The organism is Sphaerisporangium sp. B11E5 (assembly GCF_039871875.1).
Classification (GTDB): Bacteria; Actinomycetota; Actinomycetes; order Streptosporangiales; family Streptosporangiaceae; genus Sphaerisporangium.
In genome coordinates this window covers 1-17,641 of sequence record NZ_JBDPMD010000084.1, presented here as the reverse complement: position 1 = coordinate 17,641, position 17,641 = coordinate 1, and the positions used below count along the sequence as shown (strand labels likewise).

Sequence of the window (17,641 nt, the reverse complement as noted above, 5' to 3'; positions counted from 1 at the left end):
TCGGTGAACAGTTCGGCGAGGGTGGTCTCCAACGGGGTGCGGGGGGCGCGTCCGCCGGTGGTGGCGGGTGTCTGGGGGGTGGGGAGCGCGGCGCGGTCCACTTTCCCGTTGGGTGACATCGGCAAGGCGTCCAGCACCACGAACACCGCGGGCACCATGTGGGGCGGAAGCAGGGACTCGGCCGTCTTCCGCACGTCGTCCGGGCCGGCGGAGCCCGCCAGGTAGCCGACCAGCCGCTCGTGGCCCCCCTCGTCGGGACGCAGCATGACCACGGCGTCCCGCACCCCGGCCGTGGTCCGCAGCGCCGCCTCGATCTCACCGAGCTCGACCCGCTGCCCGCGGATCTTCACCTGGTGGTCCACCCGTCCGAGGAACTCGAGCTGCCCGTCGGGGAGGCCGCGGACCAGGTCACCGGTGCGGTAGAGGCGGGCGCCCGGCCGGCCCGAGAACAGGTCGGCGACGAACGACACGGCCGTGGCGGCGGGGTTGCCGAGATACCCCAGCCCCACCCCGTCGCCTCCGACGTACAGCTCGCCCGCCACCCCCGCCGGCACCGGCTGGAGGGTTCCGTCCAGCACGTAGAGCTCGGTGTTGCGGACGGCGCGCCCGATCGGCGCGACCGAGCCGGGCACGTCGCCGGCGCCGGTGACGAAACCGTGGGTCACGTCGTCGGAGCACTCGGTGGGGCCGTACGCGTTGACCATCGGGACGCCGGGGAACCGCTGGAACCAGCGCCGGCACAGGTCGCCGGACAGGGTCTCGCCGGTGACGAGCAGCCAGCGCAGCGTCCCGAGGTCAGGGACCGGCGCGCCGTCGTCCCACGCGTCCACCGCGGCGCGCAGCAGGGACGGCACCACTTCGAGCACGGTGACGCCGTCCTGGTCCGCCTGCCGGAACAGCGCCACCGGGTCCAGCGCCACGTCGTCGCCGACGACCAGGACGCACGCGCCGACGGTGAGCGCGGCCAGCATCTGCCACACCGACACGTCGAACGTCAGCGGGGCGTTCTGCACGACGACGTCGGAGGCGGTGAGACCGAGGTCCTCGTTCTTGGCCACCAGGTGGTTCACCATGCCCCCGTGGTGCACGAGGGCCCCCTTCGGCCGGCCGGTGCTCCCGGAGGTGTACAGCATGTAGGCCGTCTGGTCGGCGTGGGCGTGGGGCGGCTGGAACCCGCCGGCGGCCTCGGTGGCGTCGTCCAGGACCACGACGCGGGGCCGGGTCCGCGCGGCCGCCGCGATCCCGGCGGCGGTCCCGGCGTCCTCGGGCCCGGCGAGCAGGATGCCCGCCCCGCTCTCCTCCAGCATCGCCGCGTTGCGGGCCACCGGGGCACGCGTGTCCAGGGGCAGGAACGCGTTCTCGGCGCCGAGCGCGCCGAGCACACCCGCGATGACGTGGGTCCCCCGCCGCGCGTAGACGGCGCACATGCCCCCGGGCCTGGCGCCGAGGGAGACCAGACGGCGTGACAGCGCCGCCACCCGTCCGGAGAGCTCCCCGTAGGTCACGCGTACGCCGCCGGACATCACGGCGGTCGCGTCCCGGTGCGCCGCGGCCATCTGCTGTACACGGTCCAGCAGGCCGTCGAACGGCGTGGGCCGCCGCGTCCCCCTCGTCGCGGCGATGAGCCGTTCACGCTCGCCGGGAGCGAGGATCGACAACTTCCCCACCTCTCGCCCTGGCGCGTGGGTGATCTCCTCCAGCAGCCGTACCAGGCGTCCCCCGATGCTCTCGGCCTCGTCCGCGGTGACCAGGTCGGGCCGGTAGTCGATGTGGAGCTGCGGCTCGGGCACGGGGATGACCACGAGCCTGAGCGGGACGTGGGCCGCGTCGTGGACGTTCCCGCCCTCGAAGGACAACCCGCCGGCGGGGGTCTTGAAGTCCTCGACGTCCAGGGGGTAGTTCTCGACGACCACGACCGTGTCGAAGAGCTGCCCGAGGCCGGCCGTCCGCTGGATCTCGGCCATCCCGAGATGCTGGTGGGGCATCATGTCGGCCTGTTGTTCCTGCAGCTCGGCCAGTTGCCCGGCCACGGGGCGGGACGCGCGCAGGCGTGCGCGGACCGGGACGACGTTGATGAACGACCCGACCATCTCCTCGGCCCCCGCCACCTCGAGCGACCTGCCGTTGACGGTGGCGCCGAAGCAGACGTCGTCCCGTCCGGTGAGCCGTGCCAGCAGGATCGCCCACGCGCCCTGGATGACCGTGTTGAGGGTGAGCCCGTGGCTCTGCGCCGTGCGGGCCATCGCGGCCATGAGCTCCGGCCGCAGCGCGACCTTGTGCTTGTGCGGCATGACGGGGGGCAGCGAGGCGTCCGCGGGGGCGAGGATCGTCGGCTCGGTCATCCCCGCCAGCGCCTGGCGCCAGGCCTCCCGGGCCTTGCCGGCGTCCTGCCGCACCAGCCAGGCGAGGTGGTCGCGATGGGGCGCGGGCGCCGGCAGCGCGCCGTCGTCGCCCCGGAGCTCGTACAGCAGGAACAGGTCCCGCAGCAGGATCGGCATCGACCAGCCGTCCAGCAGGATGTGGTGGTTGGTGAGCAGCAGGCGTGACCGCCCGTCGCCACGCTGGATCACCGTGAAGCGGATGTTCTCCGGGCGTTCCAGGTCGAAGCGCCTGTTCAGCTCCTCGGCGGTCAGCCTGTCGACTTCGGAGTCACGGCGCTCCGGCGCCAGCCCGCGCAGGTCCTCCACGCGCCACGCCGCCGTCACGCCCTCCAGGATCAACTGGACGGGCTGGCCGTTGCCGCGCCGCCGGAACGCGGCACGCAGCGTCGCGTGCCGCCGCACCAGCGCGTCCGCGGCGGCCCGCATCGCGGCGGCGTCGAGCTCACCCGCCAGGTCGAGGTAGTACTGCACGTTGTAGACGTCGGGGCCGTCCTGGTCGTACAGGGCGTGGAACAGCACGCCTTCCTGGAAGGGCGTCAGCGGCAGGATGTCCGCTACTCTGATCCGTTCCGCCACCTGGGTCCTCCATCGCTCCGCCCGTACGGCGCCGGGGTCACCCCTGCCGTTGATCCATCGCTTCGGCCAGGCTCTTCGGCCGCATGTCGGTCCAGCTCCGCTCCACGTACTGGAGGCAGGCGGCGCGGTCCGCCTCGCCGAACGCCACGGACCATCCCGCGGGCACATCCACGAACGACGGCCACAGGGAGTGCTGGCCCTCGGCGTTCACGAGAACCAGGTAGGGAGCGTCCTCGTCATCAAAGGGATTCGTCACGGCGATGCTCCGGTGAGGCGTGAATAAGGTTCGTACGCGAATTTTCAAGGCAGAGGTTAGCAATGGCCTCTAACACTCGGCTTAGAGACCGCTTAAGCAGTCACATGGTGCGCGATAAAAGGCCTCTTCATTTAAGTTCCGGGCTGATGACTGAACACCGCGCCGGCACGCATGATGGACCTCTGTTCGTAAGCCCCGAGGAGAGGGCGGAGCCATGTGTGGTGTCGCCGGATACATCGACCTTCGCGGGCGGCGACCCGTCGACCAGGAGGTCCTGTCGGCCATGACGGCCGCGCTGGAGCACCGCGGCCCGGACAGTTCCGGCGGCTTCACCGACCCCGGGGTCGGCCTGGGGTTCCGGCGCCTCAGCATCATCGACCTCGCCACGGGAACCCAGCCGATCGCGAACGAGGACGGCAGCGTGGTTCTCGTCTGCAACGGCGAGATACTCAACCATCGGGAACTGCGTGCCCGGCTGACGGCCCGCGGCCACACGTTCCGCACCGAATGCGATGTCGAGGTCCTGGTCCATCTGTACGAGGAGAAAGGGACCGGACTGCTCGACGACGTCCGGGGCCAGTTCGCTTTCGCGATTTACGACAGGAACCTGCGCCAGCTCTTCCTGGCCCGCGACCACGCGGGAATCCTGCCGTTGTTCTACGCCGAGACGGCGGAACATTTCGTCTTCGGTTCGGAGATCAAGGCCGTGCTGCGGCACCCGGAGGTGCCCCGCGAGGTCGACCTGACCGGCCTCGACCAGGTGCTCACCTTCCCCGGTCTGGTCAGCCCCCGCACCATGTTCGCCGGCGTGCGCAGCCTGGAGAACGGGCACTACCTGCTGGTCCGGGACGGGAAGGTGCGCAAGGTCTGTTACTGGGACCTGGACTTCCCCGAGCTCGGCGAGGAGCCCGACGGGAAACCGGAGGACTTCTACGTCCGCACGCTCCGCGGCCTGCTGACGCAGTCGGTGGAGAGGCGGCTGCTGGCCGACGTGCCCGTCGGGTTCTACCTGAGCGGGGGCCTGGACTCCTCCCTCATCGCCGCCCTCGTCGGCGAGGTCTCCCCCCGCACGCCGCGGCACTCCTTCTCCATCTCCTTCCCCGGCGCCGACATCGACGAGTCGGCGTACCAGCGGCTCATGGCGGGCAAGGTCTCCTCCCTGCACCACGAAGCCGTGTTCGAGGCCTCGGACGCCGCCGACAGCTTCCAGCGGATGATCTGGCACGCCGAATGCCCCGTGAAGGAGACGTACAACACGTGCTCGCTGTCGCTGTCCGCGGCGGCGCACCGCGAAGGGGTGCGGGTCATCCTGACCGGAGAGGGCGCCGACGAACTGTTCGGCGGATATCCGGGCTACCGCTTCGACCGGGCCAGGCGCACCGGGGTGAGGCGGGGCGGCGGGGTCGGCGACCTGCTGGAGGACGAGGCGAGACACCGCCTGTGGGGCGACCCGACCATCTTCTACGAGCGGGACTACCTGGCCTGGAGCGAGACCAAGCTGGAGCTGTACTCGCCGGAGGTGGCGGCGGGGTTCGACGACTTCGACTGCCTGAACCAGCCGCTCGTGGACCACGGTCGGCTGCGCGACAGGCACCCGCTGCACCAGCGGTCGTACCTGGACTTCAAGCTGCGGTTGTCGGACCACCTGCTGGGCGACCACGGCGACCGGATGGGCCTGGCCAACGCCGTCGAGGCGCGCTACCCGTTCCTGGACCTCGACGTCATCGACTTCGCCACGCGGATACCGCCGCACCTCATGGTGACCCCGCAGAGCGAGAAGTACGTGCTCAAGCAGGCGGCGCACGGGCTCGTGCCCGTCGAGATACTCCAGCGCGAGAAATTCGGTTTCCGCGCGCCCGGCAGTCCCTGGCTGCTGCGCCACAGAGCCGAATGGGCGCAGGACATGTTGTCGTACGACCGCATCAAACGGCAGGGGTACTTCGATCCCGGCACCGTGGAGCGGATCAAACTCCATCACCTGCGCGACGAGTTCAGCATCCACCCTCATCTCGGGGACGACCTGCTCCTTGTGGTCCTCAGTTTCGGGGTGCTCCTGGACGCGTTCGATCTGCCCGGCCACCACTGAGTTCCGGCACCGGCCGGGCAGTGTCCCGAGGAAGGAAAGAGGATGGCTTTCGAGGCGATCCATTCGATTGTCCGGAGAGCGGCGGAGCGGTCGCCGGGAAGCAGCGCGATATCGTCCCCCGGGGGTGTGCTCACCTACGCCGAGCTGGAGAACGCGGCGAACCGCGTCGCGCGTGACCTGAGCGCCGCGGGCGCGCAGGCGGGGGCGCTCGTCCCGATCCTCGCGGAGGACCACGGCGAGACGATCGCCGCCGTCCTGGCCGCCCTGAAGATCGGCGCCGTGTTCGTCCCCGTCGACCTCACCGCCCCCCGGGCGCGCATCGGCGACATCCTGGCCGACACCGCGGCCTCGCACGCGGTCGTGGGCACCGCCGGCCCGGCCGGGGACCTTCTCCACGCCCACCTGCCCGGCGCACGCGCGATCCCCGTGGCGACGGGGACGGCGAACCCCGAGGAGGAGCTCGGAGCGGACTTCACCCCGCACTCCCCGGCGGCCGACGACCCCTGCTACGTCATGTACACCTCGGGCTCCACCGGCCGCCCGAAGGGCATCGTCGGCCGGCTCGGCGGCGTGGACCACTACATCCGCTGGGAGACCGAGCTGCTCGGCGCGCAGGACGGCTGGCGCGTCAGCCACCTCACCTCTCCCGCCTTCGACGCCATGCTCCGGGACCTCTTCGTCCCTCTGGCCAACGGGGGAACGGTATGCGTCCCGCCGTCCGGGGCGCGGCTCGACCCGCCGGGCCTGCTCAGGTGGATCGACGAGGAACGTGTGCGGCTGGTCCACTGCGTCCCGTCGGTCTTCCGGGGCCTGGCCGCCGCCTCGGCGGGCGGGCCGGAGCTTTCCGACCTGCGGTGCGTCGCGATGTCGGGCGAGCGGTTGTCCCCGGCGGACGCGGCCCGGTGGTTCGACCGCTACGGCGAACGGATCAGGCTGCTCAACCTGTACGGGCCGTCGGAGACCACCATGACGAAGACCTACCACTTCGTCACCCCGGCCGACGCGCGGAGCGCCGCCGTCCCCATCGGCAGGCCCATGCCGGACGCCGAGGTCCTGCTGCTCGACACCCGCGGGCGGCCCTGCCAGGAGGGCCGGGTGGGCGAGGTGTACCTGAGGACGCCCCACCGGTCGCTGGGCTACCACAACCTCCCGGAGGAGACACGCGCGGCGTTCGTCCCCAACCCCGTGACCGGGGACGAGGAGGACGTCGTCTACCGCACCGGCGACTTCGGCCGCATGCGGCCGGACGGTGTTCTGGAGTACGTGGGGCGCAAGGACCACCAGGTCAAGATCGGTGGCGCGCGGGTCGAGCTGGGCGAGATCGAGGCCGCGTTGCGCGCGCATCCGGCCGTGCGCGACGCCGCGGTGGTGGTCGAGGAGAAGCCCGACGCGTCACCCGGCCTGTACGCGTTCCTCGAACTGTCGGGCCCGGCGGACGACGGCGAACTGCGTGAGCACCTGGCGCAGCGGCTGCCGGGCAGCATGATCCCCGCCCTGCTCGTGCCGCTCGGCGAGCTGCCCCGCACCATCAGCGGGAAGATCGACCGGCGTGCCCTGCCCGCGCCCACGCCGCCGGTCAAGCGGCAGGACGTGGAGGTCGTGCCGCCGCGTACCCCCACGGAGAAGGCGCTGGCGCGGCTCTGGGAAGAGCTGCTCCCGGTCGCGGAGGTGGGGGTGCGGCAGGAGTTCTTCGACATGGGAGGCCACTCCCTGCTCGTCATGACGATGTTGTCGCGGCTGCGCGAGGAGTTCGGCGTGGAGGTCCACCTCCAGGCCTTCCTGGCCGAGCCCACCGTGGAGGCGCTCGCGACGCGGCTGGAGGAGGCGCTCGTGAACGACCCCGGCCCCGACGACGACCTCCTCGACGTGCTGAGCGTCGCCGGCACCGACGACGGGAGCCCGCGGTGACCGAGTCGGAGGTGGCGCCGCTGAACCCCAAGCAGGCCCGTGTCCTGGAACGTGAGGTCGAGACGGCGATCCTGGCCCACGAGCACGTCGCCGACTGCGCCGTGGTCTACCAGGGCGCCGCGCCGGTGGCGCGGGCGTGCGCGAACTGCGGGATGGACGCCGCCTACCCCGGCTCCGACGTGGACGCCGGCGGCGGCGTGTGCTCCTTCTGCCGGCTCTACGCGGGCAACCGGGAGGAGATCCACGCCTACTTCGGGGAGGTCGAGGACTTCCAGCGGCTGCTGCGGGACAGGGCCGGGGACCGGGCGCGGGAGTACGACTGCCTGCTGCTGTTCAGCGGCGGCAAGGACAGCACCTACGTGCTGCACCGGCTCGTGGCCCTCGGCCTGCGCGTCATGACGTTCACCTTCGACAACGGTTTCATCTCGCGCACCGCTCTGCGCAACGTCGAGAGCATCACCGGCAAGCTGGGCATCGAGCACGTCACGATGGGGCGTGAGGACCAGAACGCGGTCTTCGTCGAGAGCCTCCAGCAGCACAAGAGCGTGTGCAACGGCTGCTTCCGCTCGCTGCTGAGCCTGAGCACACGGCTCGCCGCGGAGCGCGACATCCCGGTCATCGTCACCGGCCTGTCGCGCGGCCAGATCATCGACGAGCGCCTGAACTGGTTCTACCGGCGCGGGATCTTCGATCCGCGGGAGATCGAGAGGCAACTGGCGGTCGGGCGCGCGGTCTACCACCAGATCGGCGAACGCGTCGACCCGGCCGCGGTCGACGCGGTCGAGGTCGTCGACTTCTTCCGCTACGACGACGTCACCAAGGACGGCATCCTCCGGTTCCTCACCGAGCAGACGAGCCTGTGGGCGCAACCCCAGGACACCGGCTTCTGCAGTTCCAACTGCCTGGTCAACGACGTCGGCATCTACGTCCACAGCGCCGAGCGCGGCTACCACAACTACGAGTCGCCCACCCGCTGGGAGGTGCGCCTCGGCCACCTGGACCGGGCGCGGGCGGACGAGGAACTGCGGGCGCCGGTCAACATCCCGCGCGTGCGGCGGATGCTCGGCAAGATCGGTTATGACGACCCCGCCGACCGGCAGGCGCTCGGACGCAGGCTCGTCGCCTACTACGTCGCCCGCGCCCCGGTCACGGCCGGCGCGCTGCGGGGCTTCGCCGCGCGCACCCTGCCGGACTTCATGACGCCGGAGCAGTGGATCGCGGTCGATCACATCCCCCGCGAGGCGGGCGCCGTGCTGCCGGCGCGGCTCCCGTCCCCCGCCGGCGCGGCCCCCGAGCCCGCCGGGGCACAGGACCGCACGCCCCGGGCGGCCACCGGGGTGCCGCCGACGGCCGCGCAGCGCCGCCTGCTCGAGGAGGGCGGCGAGCTCGGCGGCGTCCCCGGGCGGGCCGTCCTGACCTGCCTGCCGGGCCGGCCCGACGTCACCCGGGTCCGCAAGGCCGTGCTGCGGCTCATCATGCGCCACGACGCGCTCCGCCTGCGTTTCCGGCGGGCCGATCCCGGCGGGGAGTGGGAGCAGTACGACGGCGGCATGGCGGGGCGGATCCCCGTCCAGCGGCTGGACCTGTCCACCCGCCAAGGCCCGCACGAGGACGTGCTGAGGGCCCTCGCGGACCGGCTGCTCGCGCAGACGGACCCCGTGGCCGGCCCCATGGTGAGGTTCGCCGTCGTCGAGACCGCCGGTGCGAGCCTGCTGCTCGTCGCCGCGCACGGGCTCGTGATGGACGCCCCCTCCTTCCGGCTCCTCCTGGCGGACCTCGCCGACATCTGGGAGTGGCTGGACGACGCGTCACCGCCGCCGCCGCCCGCCGGGTCGTTCCTGTCCCTCGCCGAGCGTGCCGGTGCCGCCGGGACGCCCACCCGCCGCCTGCCGCCGTCCGCCGCGCGGGAGGGGGCGGCCGAGGTCACCACGACGTGGCTGCCCGCGGAGCCCACGCGGGCGCTGGTGGAGTGGGCGGCGGGCACCGGGACGCCGCAGATCGCCCTCGTGCTCGCGGCGCTCGCCGCCGCAGGGCAGCCGTCCCTGCCGGTGGAGTTCGCCGACCACACGTGGCGGTCCGGCGAGGCGGGGGTCGTCGGGCCGCTCGCCGCCGTCGGCGCCGTGACCCTCACCGGCGGCCCGGACCCGGGCACGGTTCTGCAGCGGATCGGGCGGCAGGTGGCCGGTTCGGCCCCGTACGGCCCCCGCCCGGCCCCCGCGGCGGGAACCGCACCGGTCCGTGTCCACTACTTCGGGCGGTTCGGGGACGAGACCGAGCCGGGCGGCGGAGCCGATCCGTTCCAGCCGCTCGCGCTCGGCGGCCACGGCCTGACGGCCCTGCCCGCCGTGTACCCGCTGGAGGTCGGGGCCTGTCTCACCGGCGGGCGGCTGCGCGTCCAGTGGTCCTCCCGGTCCGGGGCCGGGCGGGACGCGACCGGGGTCGATCCCGGCGCGGCCATGGCCTGGCTGGAGCGGCCGGCTCGCGATCTCCCGCGCACGTGACGCCCTGGTCCTCCCCGGCGGGGTGGCCGGCCGCGCCGCGACCGCGGAAGACCCTCGGCGTCCTCGGCGGGATGGGCCCGGCGGCGACGGCCGAGTTCCTGCGCCTGCTCACCGTGGAGTCCCCGGCGAGGACCGACCAGGAGCATCCCCGTCTCCTGCTGCTGTCGGAGCCGGGGATACCGGACCGCAGCGCCGCGCTGCTCGCCGGACGCGACGATCCGCAGGCGCACCTCTGGGAGGGGTTGCTGCTCCTGGCCCAGTGGGGGGCGGACTTCCTGGCCGTGCCCTGCAACACCGCCCACGCCTTCATCGAGCACTTCGCCGGGGATCTTCCCGTCCCCCTGGTCCACATCGTGGACGCCACGCTGCGGGAGGCCATGCGCGGCTCCCCCGGCGGGGGGTGGCTGGCGGCGACCACCGGCACCGTGCTGAACGGGCTCTACCAGCGGCGCGCCAGGGAACTCGGCTATCCGCTGCACGTCCCCGACGCCGCGATCCAGTCACGCGTCCAGCGGGCCAGCGTCCTGGTGAAGGCGGGCCGGGTGCCCGACGCGGGACGGCTGTTCCTGACCGCCGTCCACGGGATGTGGCGCCGTCACCGGCTGCCGGTGCTCGCGGCGTGCACGGAGCTGCCGATCGCCTACACGGCCGCCGGACTGCCGCCCGAGTACATGGTCTCCAGCCTCAGGGCGCTCGCCGTGGCCTGCCTCGGCAACCTGTACGGCGAGGCGAGGACCCCCGGCGCCGAGGCCGGCCGGACGGTCTGATCACCCGGCGGCGAGCGACGCGAGACCGAACCACTCCCCCGTGCCGGCGGCCTGCTCCAGCCGCCGGCCGAGCTCGTCCGCGTGCCGCTCGTCCACCTCCACGTCCACGCCGAGGCGCCGCAGCGACTCCTGGAGGCTCAGCACCAGCCATCCCCCGTCCGCGAACGCGCCGCCCATCCGCTCCCGGTTGCCGAGCCACATGAGCAGGCACGAGGCGGCGGCGTGCAGCACGCAGTGCGCACGCGCGTCCGACAGGGCACGCACCGAACTCGCGTCCCACTCGGCGGTGGCGCGGACGCGGGCGTGCAGGGCGTCGCGCCGGGCTCCGATCGCCCCGCACAGCGCGAGCAGTTCCGCACCGGCCGCGGGAGGGCGCGGCCCCGTGACCAGGGCCTCCAGGTCGCGGACGGCGGGCGCCCACGCCCCGGTGATCTCGTCCCTGCCGCCGTTGGACACGCGCAGCCTGCGCCCGTCCGGCACCCACTCCGGGGTGTCCTCGCCCTGGTCGAACAGCCGCCGCACCAGGTCGCGCGCGGCGTCGTCGGGCTCGCCCGCGCCGGCCACCACGGCGGGGAGCTGGTCGGCGATCCAATGGAGGTTGACGTGGGTCGTGCCCTCGAAGACGCCGGCGATCGCGTGGTCGCGCTGCAGTTTCTGGAACACCCCGTGGGCGACGCCCTCCCGCAGGTAACTGCGGGCGCCCATCACCACCCCGACATTCTGGGCCGTCTCCTCGGCGATGACCGGCACCAGGTACTTCACGACCGAGGACCACAGGCTCAGCCGCTCCGGGGCGAGGACCAGGGCCCGCGCGACCGGCGGCGCCGTGCATTCGCCGATGAACAGGTTCACGTACTCCCGCACGAGCTGGTGCCGGATCACGGGGATCGCGAAGACCGTGTCGCCGTAGAGCCGGCGGCCCGTCGTGTATCCGAGCCCGATGCGCAACGCCGCGTCCATCGTGCCGAGGGACAGCGCCGCGATGGCGGTCCGCGTGATCTGGAGGGTCTTGAGGACCTGCGTCATCCCGATGCCGGGGGCGCCGACGACGGCGTCCCCGGGCAGCGGGGCGCCGTGGAACTCGACCCCGCTCAGGTCGTGGCCCCGCAGGCCGAGGGTGCGGACGAACGGCAGGCAGGTCCAGGTGCCCGGGGGCAGCCGCTCCTTGTCGACGAGCACCAGCGACAGGCCGTGCTCGCCGGACCTCGCGAGCGCGGTGACGAAACGTGCGCGGGTGGCGTTGCCCACCGGCCACTTCAGGCCGGTGAGGCGGAAGCCGTCGCCGTCGGGGACCAGGGCCGCCTCGGTCGCCTGCAGGTCGCTGCCGTGGTCGACCTCCGACACACCGAAGCAGGCCAGGCCGCCGGTGAGCAGCTCCCCCGCCAGCGCCTGCTTCTGCCGGGCGTCGCCCCACAACCACACCGGGTTGGCCGCGAGCAGCGCGGAGCCGTACGTCACGGCGACCGAGGAGTTGCGGCGGGCCAGGACGCGGCAGACGTGGAAGAGCTCCTCCAGGGTGCGCAGCCGCCCGCCCTGCTCCAGGGGGACGAGGAGTTCGTGGAAACCCCACTTCTCGAGCACGGCCCGCGCGTTCACCGGGAATTCCGAGTTCTCGTCCGCCGCCATGATCTCCTCGTAGGAGTACGGCGTGCCGCCGGCGTCCGGGTCGCCCAGGTACTCGTCGAAGGCGGCGGCCAGGGCATGAGCTGAGGAAAGCGTGCCAGGCATTTCGATTCCCCGTTCCTACGCAGCGGCCCGCGAACCGTACGAGTAGGAATATTAGACTCGGGCCCGGCACCGGAAAAGAACACGTCAGCGCCACCGCCCGCCGCATTGCCGCCGTCCCCGGCGCCGCTTAAGCCGCCTTTTAGACGAGCCTTCGGAATCGGCCGGCATATTCGTCGTGAAGGCGTTTCCCGACGACGGAAGGCGGCCACGCCGGGCGGCGCGACGCCCGCTGACTATAGTGGGACGGTGATCGCCTTGGACCCCTCGATCAAGCGGCACCGCACCGCGGACGTCACCCTCACCCTCACCTCCCCCGACGGCACCCCGCTGGCCGGCCACGAGGTGGTCGTCGCGCAGCGGGACCACAAGTTCCTGTTCGGCTGCATCGGATTCGGCCTCATCCCCTTCGTCAACGGCGAGCTCGCCGGCGAGGAGGCCGCCGCGGCCGAGCGCGAGGCCGAGCGATGGCTGGAGCTGTTCAACTTCGCGACGCTGCCGTTCTACTGGGGCGACTTCGAGCCGGTGCGCGGCCGTCCCGGCACCGCGCGGGTGCTCACCGCGGCCCGGTGGTTCGCCGAGCGCGGCTGTGTCGTGAAGGGTCACCCGCTGGCGTGGCACACCGTGACGGCGGACTGGCTGATGGCCATGCCCAACGAGGACATCGCCCGCGCCCAGGTGGCCCGCATCGTCCGGGAGACGACGGACTTCGCGGGCGTCATCGACATGTGGGACGTCATCAACGAGGTCGTCATCATGCCGATCTTCGACAAGTACGACAACGGCATCACCCGCATCTGCCGCGACATGGGCCGCATCCCGATGGTCCGCATGGTCTTCGAGGCCGCCCGCGAGGCCAACCCCCGGGCCACCCTGCTGCTCAACGACTTCGACATGTCGGCCGCGTACGAGTGCCTCATCGAGGGGGTGCTGGAGGCCGGGATCAAGATCGACGCCCTGGGCCTGCAGAGCCACATGCACCAGGGCTACTGGGGCGAGGAGAAGACCCTCGCGACCATCGACCGCTTCGCCCGGTACGGCCTGCCCATCCACTTCACTGAGAGCACCCTGCTCTCCGGCCACCTGATGCCGCCGGAGATCGTCGACCTGAACGACTACCAGATCCCCGAGTGGCCCTCCACCTCCGAGGGCGAGGCCCGCCAGGCCGACGAGATGACCCGCCACTACACGACCCTGCTGTCCCACCCCGCGGTGGCGGCCATCACGTACTGGGGCATGTCGGACCAGGGGAGCTGGCTGGGCGCGCCCTCGGGGTTCCTGCGCGCCGACGGCACCCCGAAGCCGTCCTACGACGCCCTCCGCGGCCTGGTCAAGGGCGCCTGGTGGCTCCCTCCGACCAAGCTCACCACCGACGGGTCCGGCCGCGTCACCTTCTCCGGTTTCCTCGGCGCCTACGAGGTGACCACCCCCGCCAGCACGGCCACCGTCCAGGTGGACACCCCCGGCGACACGGACCTGCGCCTCACCGTCTGACCCCGTTCAGCGGAGGGTGCGCAGACAGGTGGTGCCGGGGTAGTGGGCGTCGTCGCCGACGGAGTTCGTGGCGCGGGCGGGGCAGTCCTCGGCGACGCGGGCGCTGGCGACGACCCTCGCCCAGGCGGACCTGGAGGAGCAGGCGACCTCGTCCAGGCCCCCGAAGATCATGTCGCCGAGCCGGGTGGACAGCGTGGGCGGCTTGCGGAAGCAGGTGCCGTCCGGGTACTTGGCGCCCAGCTCGGTGGCGGTGTGGCCGGGTCCGGCGCAGACGACGGGGTGGGTGGGGTGGGGGCGGCGGTGCGCGTAGTGGTAGTCCAGGAAGCCCCGGGAGTCCTTGCACTGCGACTTCTTCTTGTACAGGCCCCAGACCCGCCCGGGGCCGCGGGAGTCGGTACACGACCGCTCCTTGACGTCCCCGTCGTCGGAGACGAGCACGCAGTCCCCCGCGACCAGGACCCCTCCGCCTCTGCCTCGTTCCGCGGGATGCGGCGTGGCGAGGTTGCGCACACAGGCCGTCCGGGGCTCGCCCAGCCCGGTGGGCGTGTCCACGAAACCGTCGGTGTCCCGTGGGCACCGTTCCTCGCCGTCCCCCCGGTCCACCAGCAGCAGGATCCGCGCGCCCGCGGCCCCGCACTCCACCTGGCGCACGTCCCCGGCCGAACCGCCGCTTGACGACACCACCGTCCCCCCGGGCACCACGGCGACGTCCACGCAGTCCCCCTCCGCCCACGGCGTGGCCGGTGCGGGCGACGGGCCCGCCACCGGGGTGGAGGCGGACACCGAGGGGGTGCCGCCGGCGGACGTCACCGGCTCCTCGTCCCCGCCGGCCCGCATGACCACGATCACGACCACCAGGAGTGCGATCACCCCGAGCAGCGCCCCCACCATCACCCGATTGACCATCGGCCCGCTTCCGCCTGGACGACCCTGGTCAACATTCTGCGCGGCTCCTCCCGGCACCGCGCGAGGAACATGTACTTTCCTCCACGCTCCCGGTAGAGGCCGGGGTCAGCGCAGCGTGTCCGCCGCGACGCGCAGGTCGGCGAGGAAGCCGGCGTACATCGCGTCGCGGTCCTCGGCCCGCAGGATCGCCGACGGGTGGATGGTGGCCAGCACGTGGGCCTCGCCGGGACGCAGCACGGCCGTCCACGGGCCGTCGTCGCGGGGGAAGGGCAGCAGCGCGCCGCGTTCCTCGCTCACCTTGAAGGACGGGCCGAGCAGCGCCTTGCCCGCGGTGGCGCCGAGGGCCACGACCAGCTCGGGCCGCACGGCGCGCAGTTCGGCGGCCAGCCACGGCCGGCACGCCGCGACCTCCCGCAGGGCGGGCGGCTTGTGCAGGCGCCTCTTGCCGCCGTCGCGCACGGTGAACTTGAAGTGCTTCACGGCGTTGGTGACGTACGCACGCGCCGGGTCGATCCCGGCGTCCTCCAGGGCGCGTGACAACATCCGGCCCGCGGGGCCGACGAACGGCCGCCCGCGCCGGTCCTCCTGGTCGCCTGGCTGCTCCCCCACCAGCATGACCCGCGCGGACGCGTCGCCCTCGCCGAAGACGGTCTGGGTGGCGTCCCGGTACAGCGGGCAGCCGCGGCAGCCCGCGGCCGCCTTGCTCAGCTCGTCGAGGCCGGTGCTGTCCGGGACGAACGGGGCGGCGTCGTAGCCGTCCCCGGTGCCGGTCGCCATGACCCTCCCCCCTCCTGGAGTCCTACCTGTGAACCTTTCCCCGGGGCGTGGGACAAACCTTCCGTCACTTGGCGAGCAGCGCGACCAGCCCGGCCGCCGCGCCCCCGGCCACGACCAGGAAACACGCGCACGCCAGCACCAGCCCGAGCACCTTCGGCCGCGCGCCCGGCGGCCGGTCGGCGTACGCGGACAGGCCCACCAGCCCGAACGCGAACACGGCGACCAGGCCTGCGCCTCCGATCAGCCCGACGGCCAGCACCTTCCACAGCGAGTCGACGTCGACGAAGTCGCTCATGCCACACGCTCCCCCACCTGCGCGGACGGGGCGACCCGCCCGGTCCAGCGGTCGTTGACGTTGGAGTGGTTGACGGGTGCGCGCCGCGACGCCAGGTACAGCCCGGCGGCGATCAGGGCGGCCAGCGCGAACACCACCCCCATGCCGAGCGCGCCGCCGATGAGGTCGGTGCCCTTCCACGCGACGGCGCCGCCCAGCGCGGCCGCCGGGAGCGTGACGAGCCAGGCGACGGCCATGCGGCCCGCGACGCCCCAGCGGATCTCGGCGAGCCGCTTGCCGACACCCGCGCCCACGATGGAACCCGAGCACACGTGCGTGGTGGACAGCGGGAACCCGAAGTGGGACGCCGCGAAGATCACCGCGGCGGACGAGCCCTCGGCGGCGAACCCCTGGGGGCTCTCGATCTCGGTGAGCCCCTTGCCGAGCGTGCGGATCACCCGCCAGCCGCCGATGTACGTGCCGAGGGCGATCGCCGTGGCGCTCGCCACGATCACCCACATCGGGGTGCCGTCGTCCGGCCCGATCGTGTGGCTGGTGATGAGGGCCAGGGTGATGATGCCCATGGTCTTCTGCGCGTCGTTGGTGCCGTGCGCGAGGGACACCAGCGACGCCGAGCCGATCTGCCCGACGCGGAACCCGCCGACGCGGAGGCGCTCGGACACCCGGGAGGTGATGCGGTACACGAGGAACGTCCCCACCGTGGCGATGAGCACCGCCGCCACGGGCGCCAGCACCGCCGGGATGATGACGTCCGAGAGGAGCCCCGCCCCCTTGACCGCGGACGTGCCCGCCGCGAGCAGCGTCGCCCCCACCACCCCGCCGATCAGCGCGTGCGACGAGCTCGACGGGATGCCGAAGTACCACGTCACGAGGTTCCACAGCAGGCCGCCCACCAGCCCGGCGAACACCACGCTCAGCGAGATCGCCCCGCTGTCCACGATTCCCTTGGCGATCGTCGCCGCGACCTCCAGCGACAGGAACGCCCCTACGAAGTTCAGCACGCCTGACAACGCCACCGCCACCTTGGGCCGCAGGGCCCCGGTGGCGATGGACGTCGCCATCGCGTTCGCCGTGTCATGAAACCCGTTGGTGAAGTCGAAGCTCAGCGCCGTGACGACCACCAGGACCAGCAACACCATCTCGGCATCCATACCACCCCCCCTTGCACAGGCGTCCGGCACTAACCGCCCGCGATGGCAAATCCCCAACAATTAACTTGATGCTCACCCGCGCTTCACCCGTCCCGCCGGGCGGGGCTAGACGTTGAAGTACGTGGCTTCGGGGTGGTGGGTGACGAGGGCGGAGGTGGACTGCTCGGGGTGGAGCTGGTACTCGGGGGACAGTTCGACGCCGATACGGGCGGGGTCGAGCAGGGTGAACAGCTGGGCCTGGTCCTCGAGGTCGGGGCAGGCGGGGTAGCCGAAGGAGTAGCGGCAGCCGGTGATGTTGACCTTGAGCATGTCGGCGAGGGTTTCGTCGCCGCCGATGCCGAGTTCGGCGCGGACGCGGGCGTGCCAGTACTCGGCGAGGGCTTCGGTGAGCTGGACCGACAGGCCGTGCAGTTCCAGGTAGTCGCGGTAGGCGTCCTTGGCGAACAGCTCTCCTGTGGCCTGGGCGATCTTGTGGCCCATGGTGACGACCTGGAAGGAGACCACGTCGACCTCGCCGGAGGTGACGGGGCGGAAGAAGTCGGCCAGGCACAGGTGCCGGTCGCGGCGCTGGCGGGGGAAGGAGAACCGCACCAGCTCACGCCCCGCCGGCCCGGCCCGGTCCGGACGCGGCTCCGCGAGCGGCGCGGCGCCCGTTCCGAGCGCCGCCGTGCCGACGCCGGCGCCCACCAGGGCACGCCGGCCGGGGGTGGGGAGGAGTGCGGGGTCGATGGTGTCGGGGTCGAGGATGATCAGGTCGTCGCCGTCGGACTGGCAGGGGTAGTACCCGTAAACCACGGCGGCTTGCAGCAGGTTGTCGG

At 72.4% G+C, this 17,641-nt stretch carries 13 protein-coding genes; 5 read left to right on the top strand and 8 right to left on the bottom strand.

Annotated features, from left to right (window positions below; translation table 11 throughout):
• Both ABGB17_RS38030 and ABGB17_RS38025 read right to left on the bottom strand, forming a co-directional pair.
• The coding region (locus tag ABGB17_RS38030) for an amino acid adenylation domain-containing protein (RefSeq protein ID WP_347639101.1) at positions 1–2,957 on the bottom strand (2,957 nt) is incomplete at its 3' end.
• A 37-nt stretch (positions 2,958–2,994) separates the two neighbouring features.
• Entirely contained in the window at positions 2,995–3,213 is a 219-nt protein-coding gene (locus tag ABGB17_RS38025; RefSeq protein ID WP_347639099.1) for an MbtH family protein, read from the bottom strand.
• 214 nt (positions 3,214–3,427) lie between these two features.
• Here ABGB17_RS38025 and asnB point away from each other — a divergent pair, with 214 nt between their 5' ends.
• Genes asnB through ABGB17_RS38005 form a run of 4 tightly spaced genes read left to right on the top strand, consistent with a single transcriptional unit; the run spans position 3,428 to position 10,475 of the window.
• Entirely contained in the window at positions 3,428–5,299 is a 1,872-nt protein-coding gene (gene asnB, locus ABGB17_RS38020; protein WP_347639097.1) for an asparagine synthase (glutamine-hydrolyzing), read from the top strand.
• Positions 5,300–5,341: 42 nt separating this feature from the next.
• Complete coding sequence (locus ABGB17_RS38015) at positions 5,342–7,207, top strand: non-ribosomal peptide synthetase (RefSeq protein ID WP_347639095.1); 1,866 nt, start codon at positions 5,342–5,344, stop codon at positions 7,205–7,207.
• Positions 7,204–9,708: a condensation domain-containing protein gene (locus tag ABGB17_RS38010; protein ID WP_347639093.1), complete on the top strand. Its 2,505-nt coding sequence runs from the start codon at positions 7,204–7,206 to the stop codon at positions 9,706–9,708. Before ABGB17_RS38015 ends, ABGB17_RS38010 begins: the two co-directional genes overlap by 4 nt.
• Positions 9,705–10,475 carry an amino acid racemase gene (locus ABGB17_RS38005; RefSeq protein ID WP_347639091.1) on the top strand — a complete coding sequence of 257 codons (771 nt, stop codon included), beginning with the start codon at positions 9,705–9,707 and terminating at the stop codon, positions 10,473–10,475. The genes ABGB17_RS38010 and ABGB17_RS38005 overlap by 4 nt, the downstream gene beginning before the upstream one ends.
• Here ABGB17_RS38005 and ABGB17_RS38000 read toward each other — a convergent pair whose 3' ends face one another.
• On the bottom strand, positions 10,476–12,203 hold the full coding sequence (locus ABGB17_RS38000; RefSeq protein ID WP_347639089.1) for an acyl-CoA dehydrogenase: 1,728 nt from the start codon (positions 12,201–12,203) through the stop codon (positions 10,476–10,478). It lies immediately after the preceding gene.
• 246 nt (positions 12,204–12,449) lie between these two features.
• Here ABGB17_RS38000 and ABGB17_RS37995 point away from each other — a divergent pair, with 246 nt between their 5' ends.
• Positions 12,450–13,694 carry an endo-1,4-beta-xylanase gene (locus ABGB17_RS37995; RefSeq protein WP_347639087.1) on the top strand — a complete coding sequence of 415 codons (1,245 nt, stop codon included), beginning with the start codon at positions 12,450–12,452 and terminating at the stop codon, positions 13,692–13,694.
• A gap of 6 nt (positions 13,695–13,700) precedes the next feature.
• Here the strand turns inward: ABGB17_RS37995 and ABGB17_RS37990 are convergent, their stop codons facing one another.
• The 5 genes from ABGB17_RS37990 to ABGB17_RS37970 all read right to left on the bottom strand — a co-directional run.
• The gene (locus ABGB17_RS37990; protein WP_347639085.1) at positions 13,701–14,600 is read right to left on the bottom strand and encodes a hypothetical protein; all 900 of its coding nucleotides are present in this window, start codon (positions 14,598–14,600) and stop codon (positions 13,701–13,703) included.
• Positions 14,601–14,705: 105 nt separating this feature from the next.
• The gene (locus ABGB17_RS37985) at positions 14,706–15,377 is read right to left on the bottom strand and encodes a UdgX family uracil-DNA binding protein (protein WP_347639083.1); all 672 of its coding nucleotides are present in this window, start codon (positions 15,375–15,377) and stop codon (positions 14,706–14,708) included.
• A gap of 64 nt (positions 15,378–15,441) precedes the next feature.
• Positions 15,442–15,672: a hypothetical protein gene (locus tag ABGB17_RS37980; RefSeq protein WP_347639081.1), complete on the bottom strand. Its 231-nt coding sequence runs from the start codon at positions 15,670–15,672 to the stop codon at positions 15,442–15,444.
• Complete coding sequence (locus tag ABGB17_RS37975) at positions 15,669–16,823, bottom strand: inorganic phosphate transporter (RefSeq protein WP_347639079.1); 1,155 nt, start codon at positions 16,821–16,823, stop codon at positions 15,669–15,671. The genes ABGB17_RS37980 and ABGB17_RS37975 overlap by 4 nt, the downstream gene beginning before the upstream one ends.
• 105 nt (positions 16,824–16,928) lie before the next feature.
• The coding region (locus tag ABGB17_RS37970) for a vitamin B12 dependent-methionine synthase activation domain-containing protein (RefSeq protein ID WP_347639077.1) at positions 16,929–17,641 on the bottom strand (713 nt) is incomplete at its 5' end.

Excerpts from the sequence above, each read along its gene's own strand:
- ABGB17_RS37975 (WP_347639079.1), bottom strand. The coding sequence starts at position 16,823 with ATGGATGCCGAGATGGTGTTGCTGGTCCTGGTGGTCGTCACGGCGCTG.
- ABGB17_RS38015 (WP_347639095.1), top strand. The coding sequence starts at position 5,342 with ATGGCTTTCGAGGCGATCCATTCGATTGTCCGGAGAGCGGCGGAGCGG.
- ABGB17_RS37980 (WP_347639081.1), bottom strand. The coding sequence starts at position 15,672 with ATGAGCGACTTCGTCGACGTCGACTCGCTGTGGAAGGTGCTGGCCGTC.
- ABGB17_RS37990 (WP_347639085.1), bottom strand. The coding sequence starts at position 14,600 with ATGGTCAATCGGGTGATGGTGGGGGCGCTGCTCGGGGTGATCGCACTC.
- ABGB17_RS37985 (WP_347639083.1), bottom strand. The coding sequence starts at position 15,377 with ATGGCGACCGGCACCGGGGACGGCTACGACGCCGCCCCGTTCGTCCCG.
- asnB (WP_347639097.1), top strand. The coding sequence starts at position 3,428 with ATGTGTGGTGTCGCCGGATACATCGACCTTCGCGGGCGGCGACCCGTC.
- ABGB17_RS38000 (WP_347639089.1), bottom strand. The coding sequence starts at position 12,203 with ATGCCTGGCACGCTTTCCTCAGCTCATGCCCTGGCCGCCGCCTTCGAC.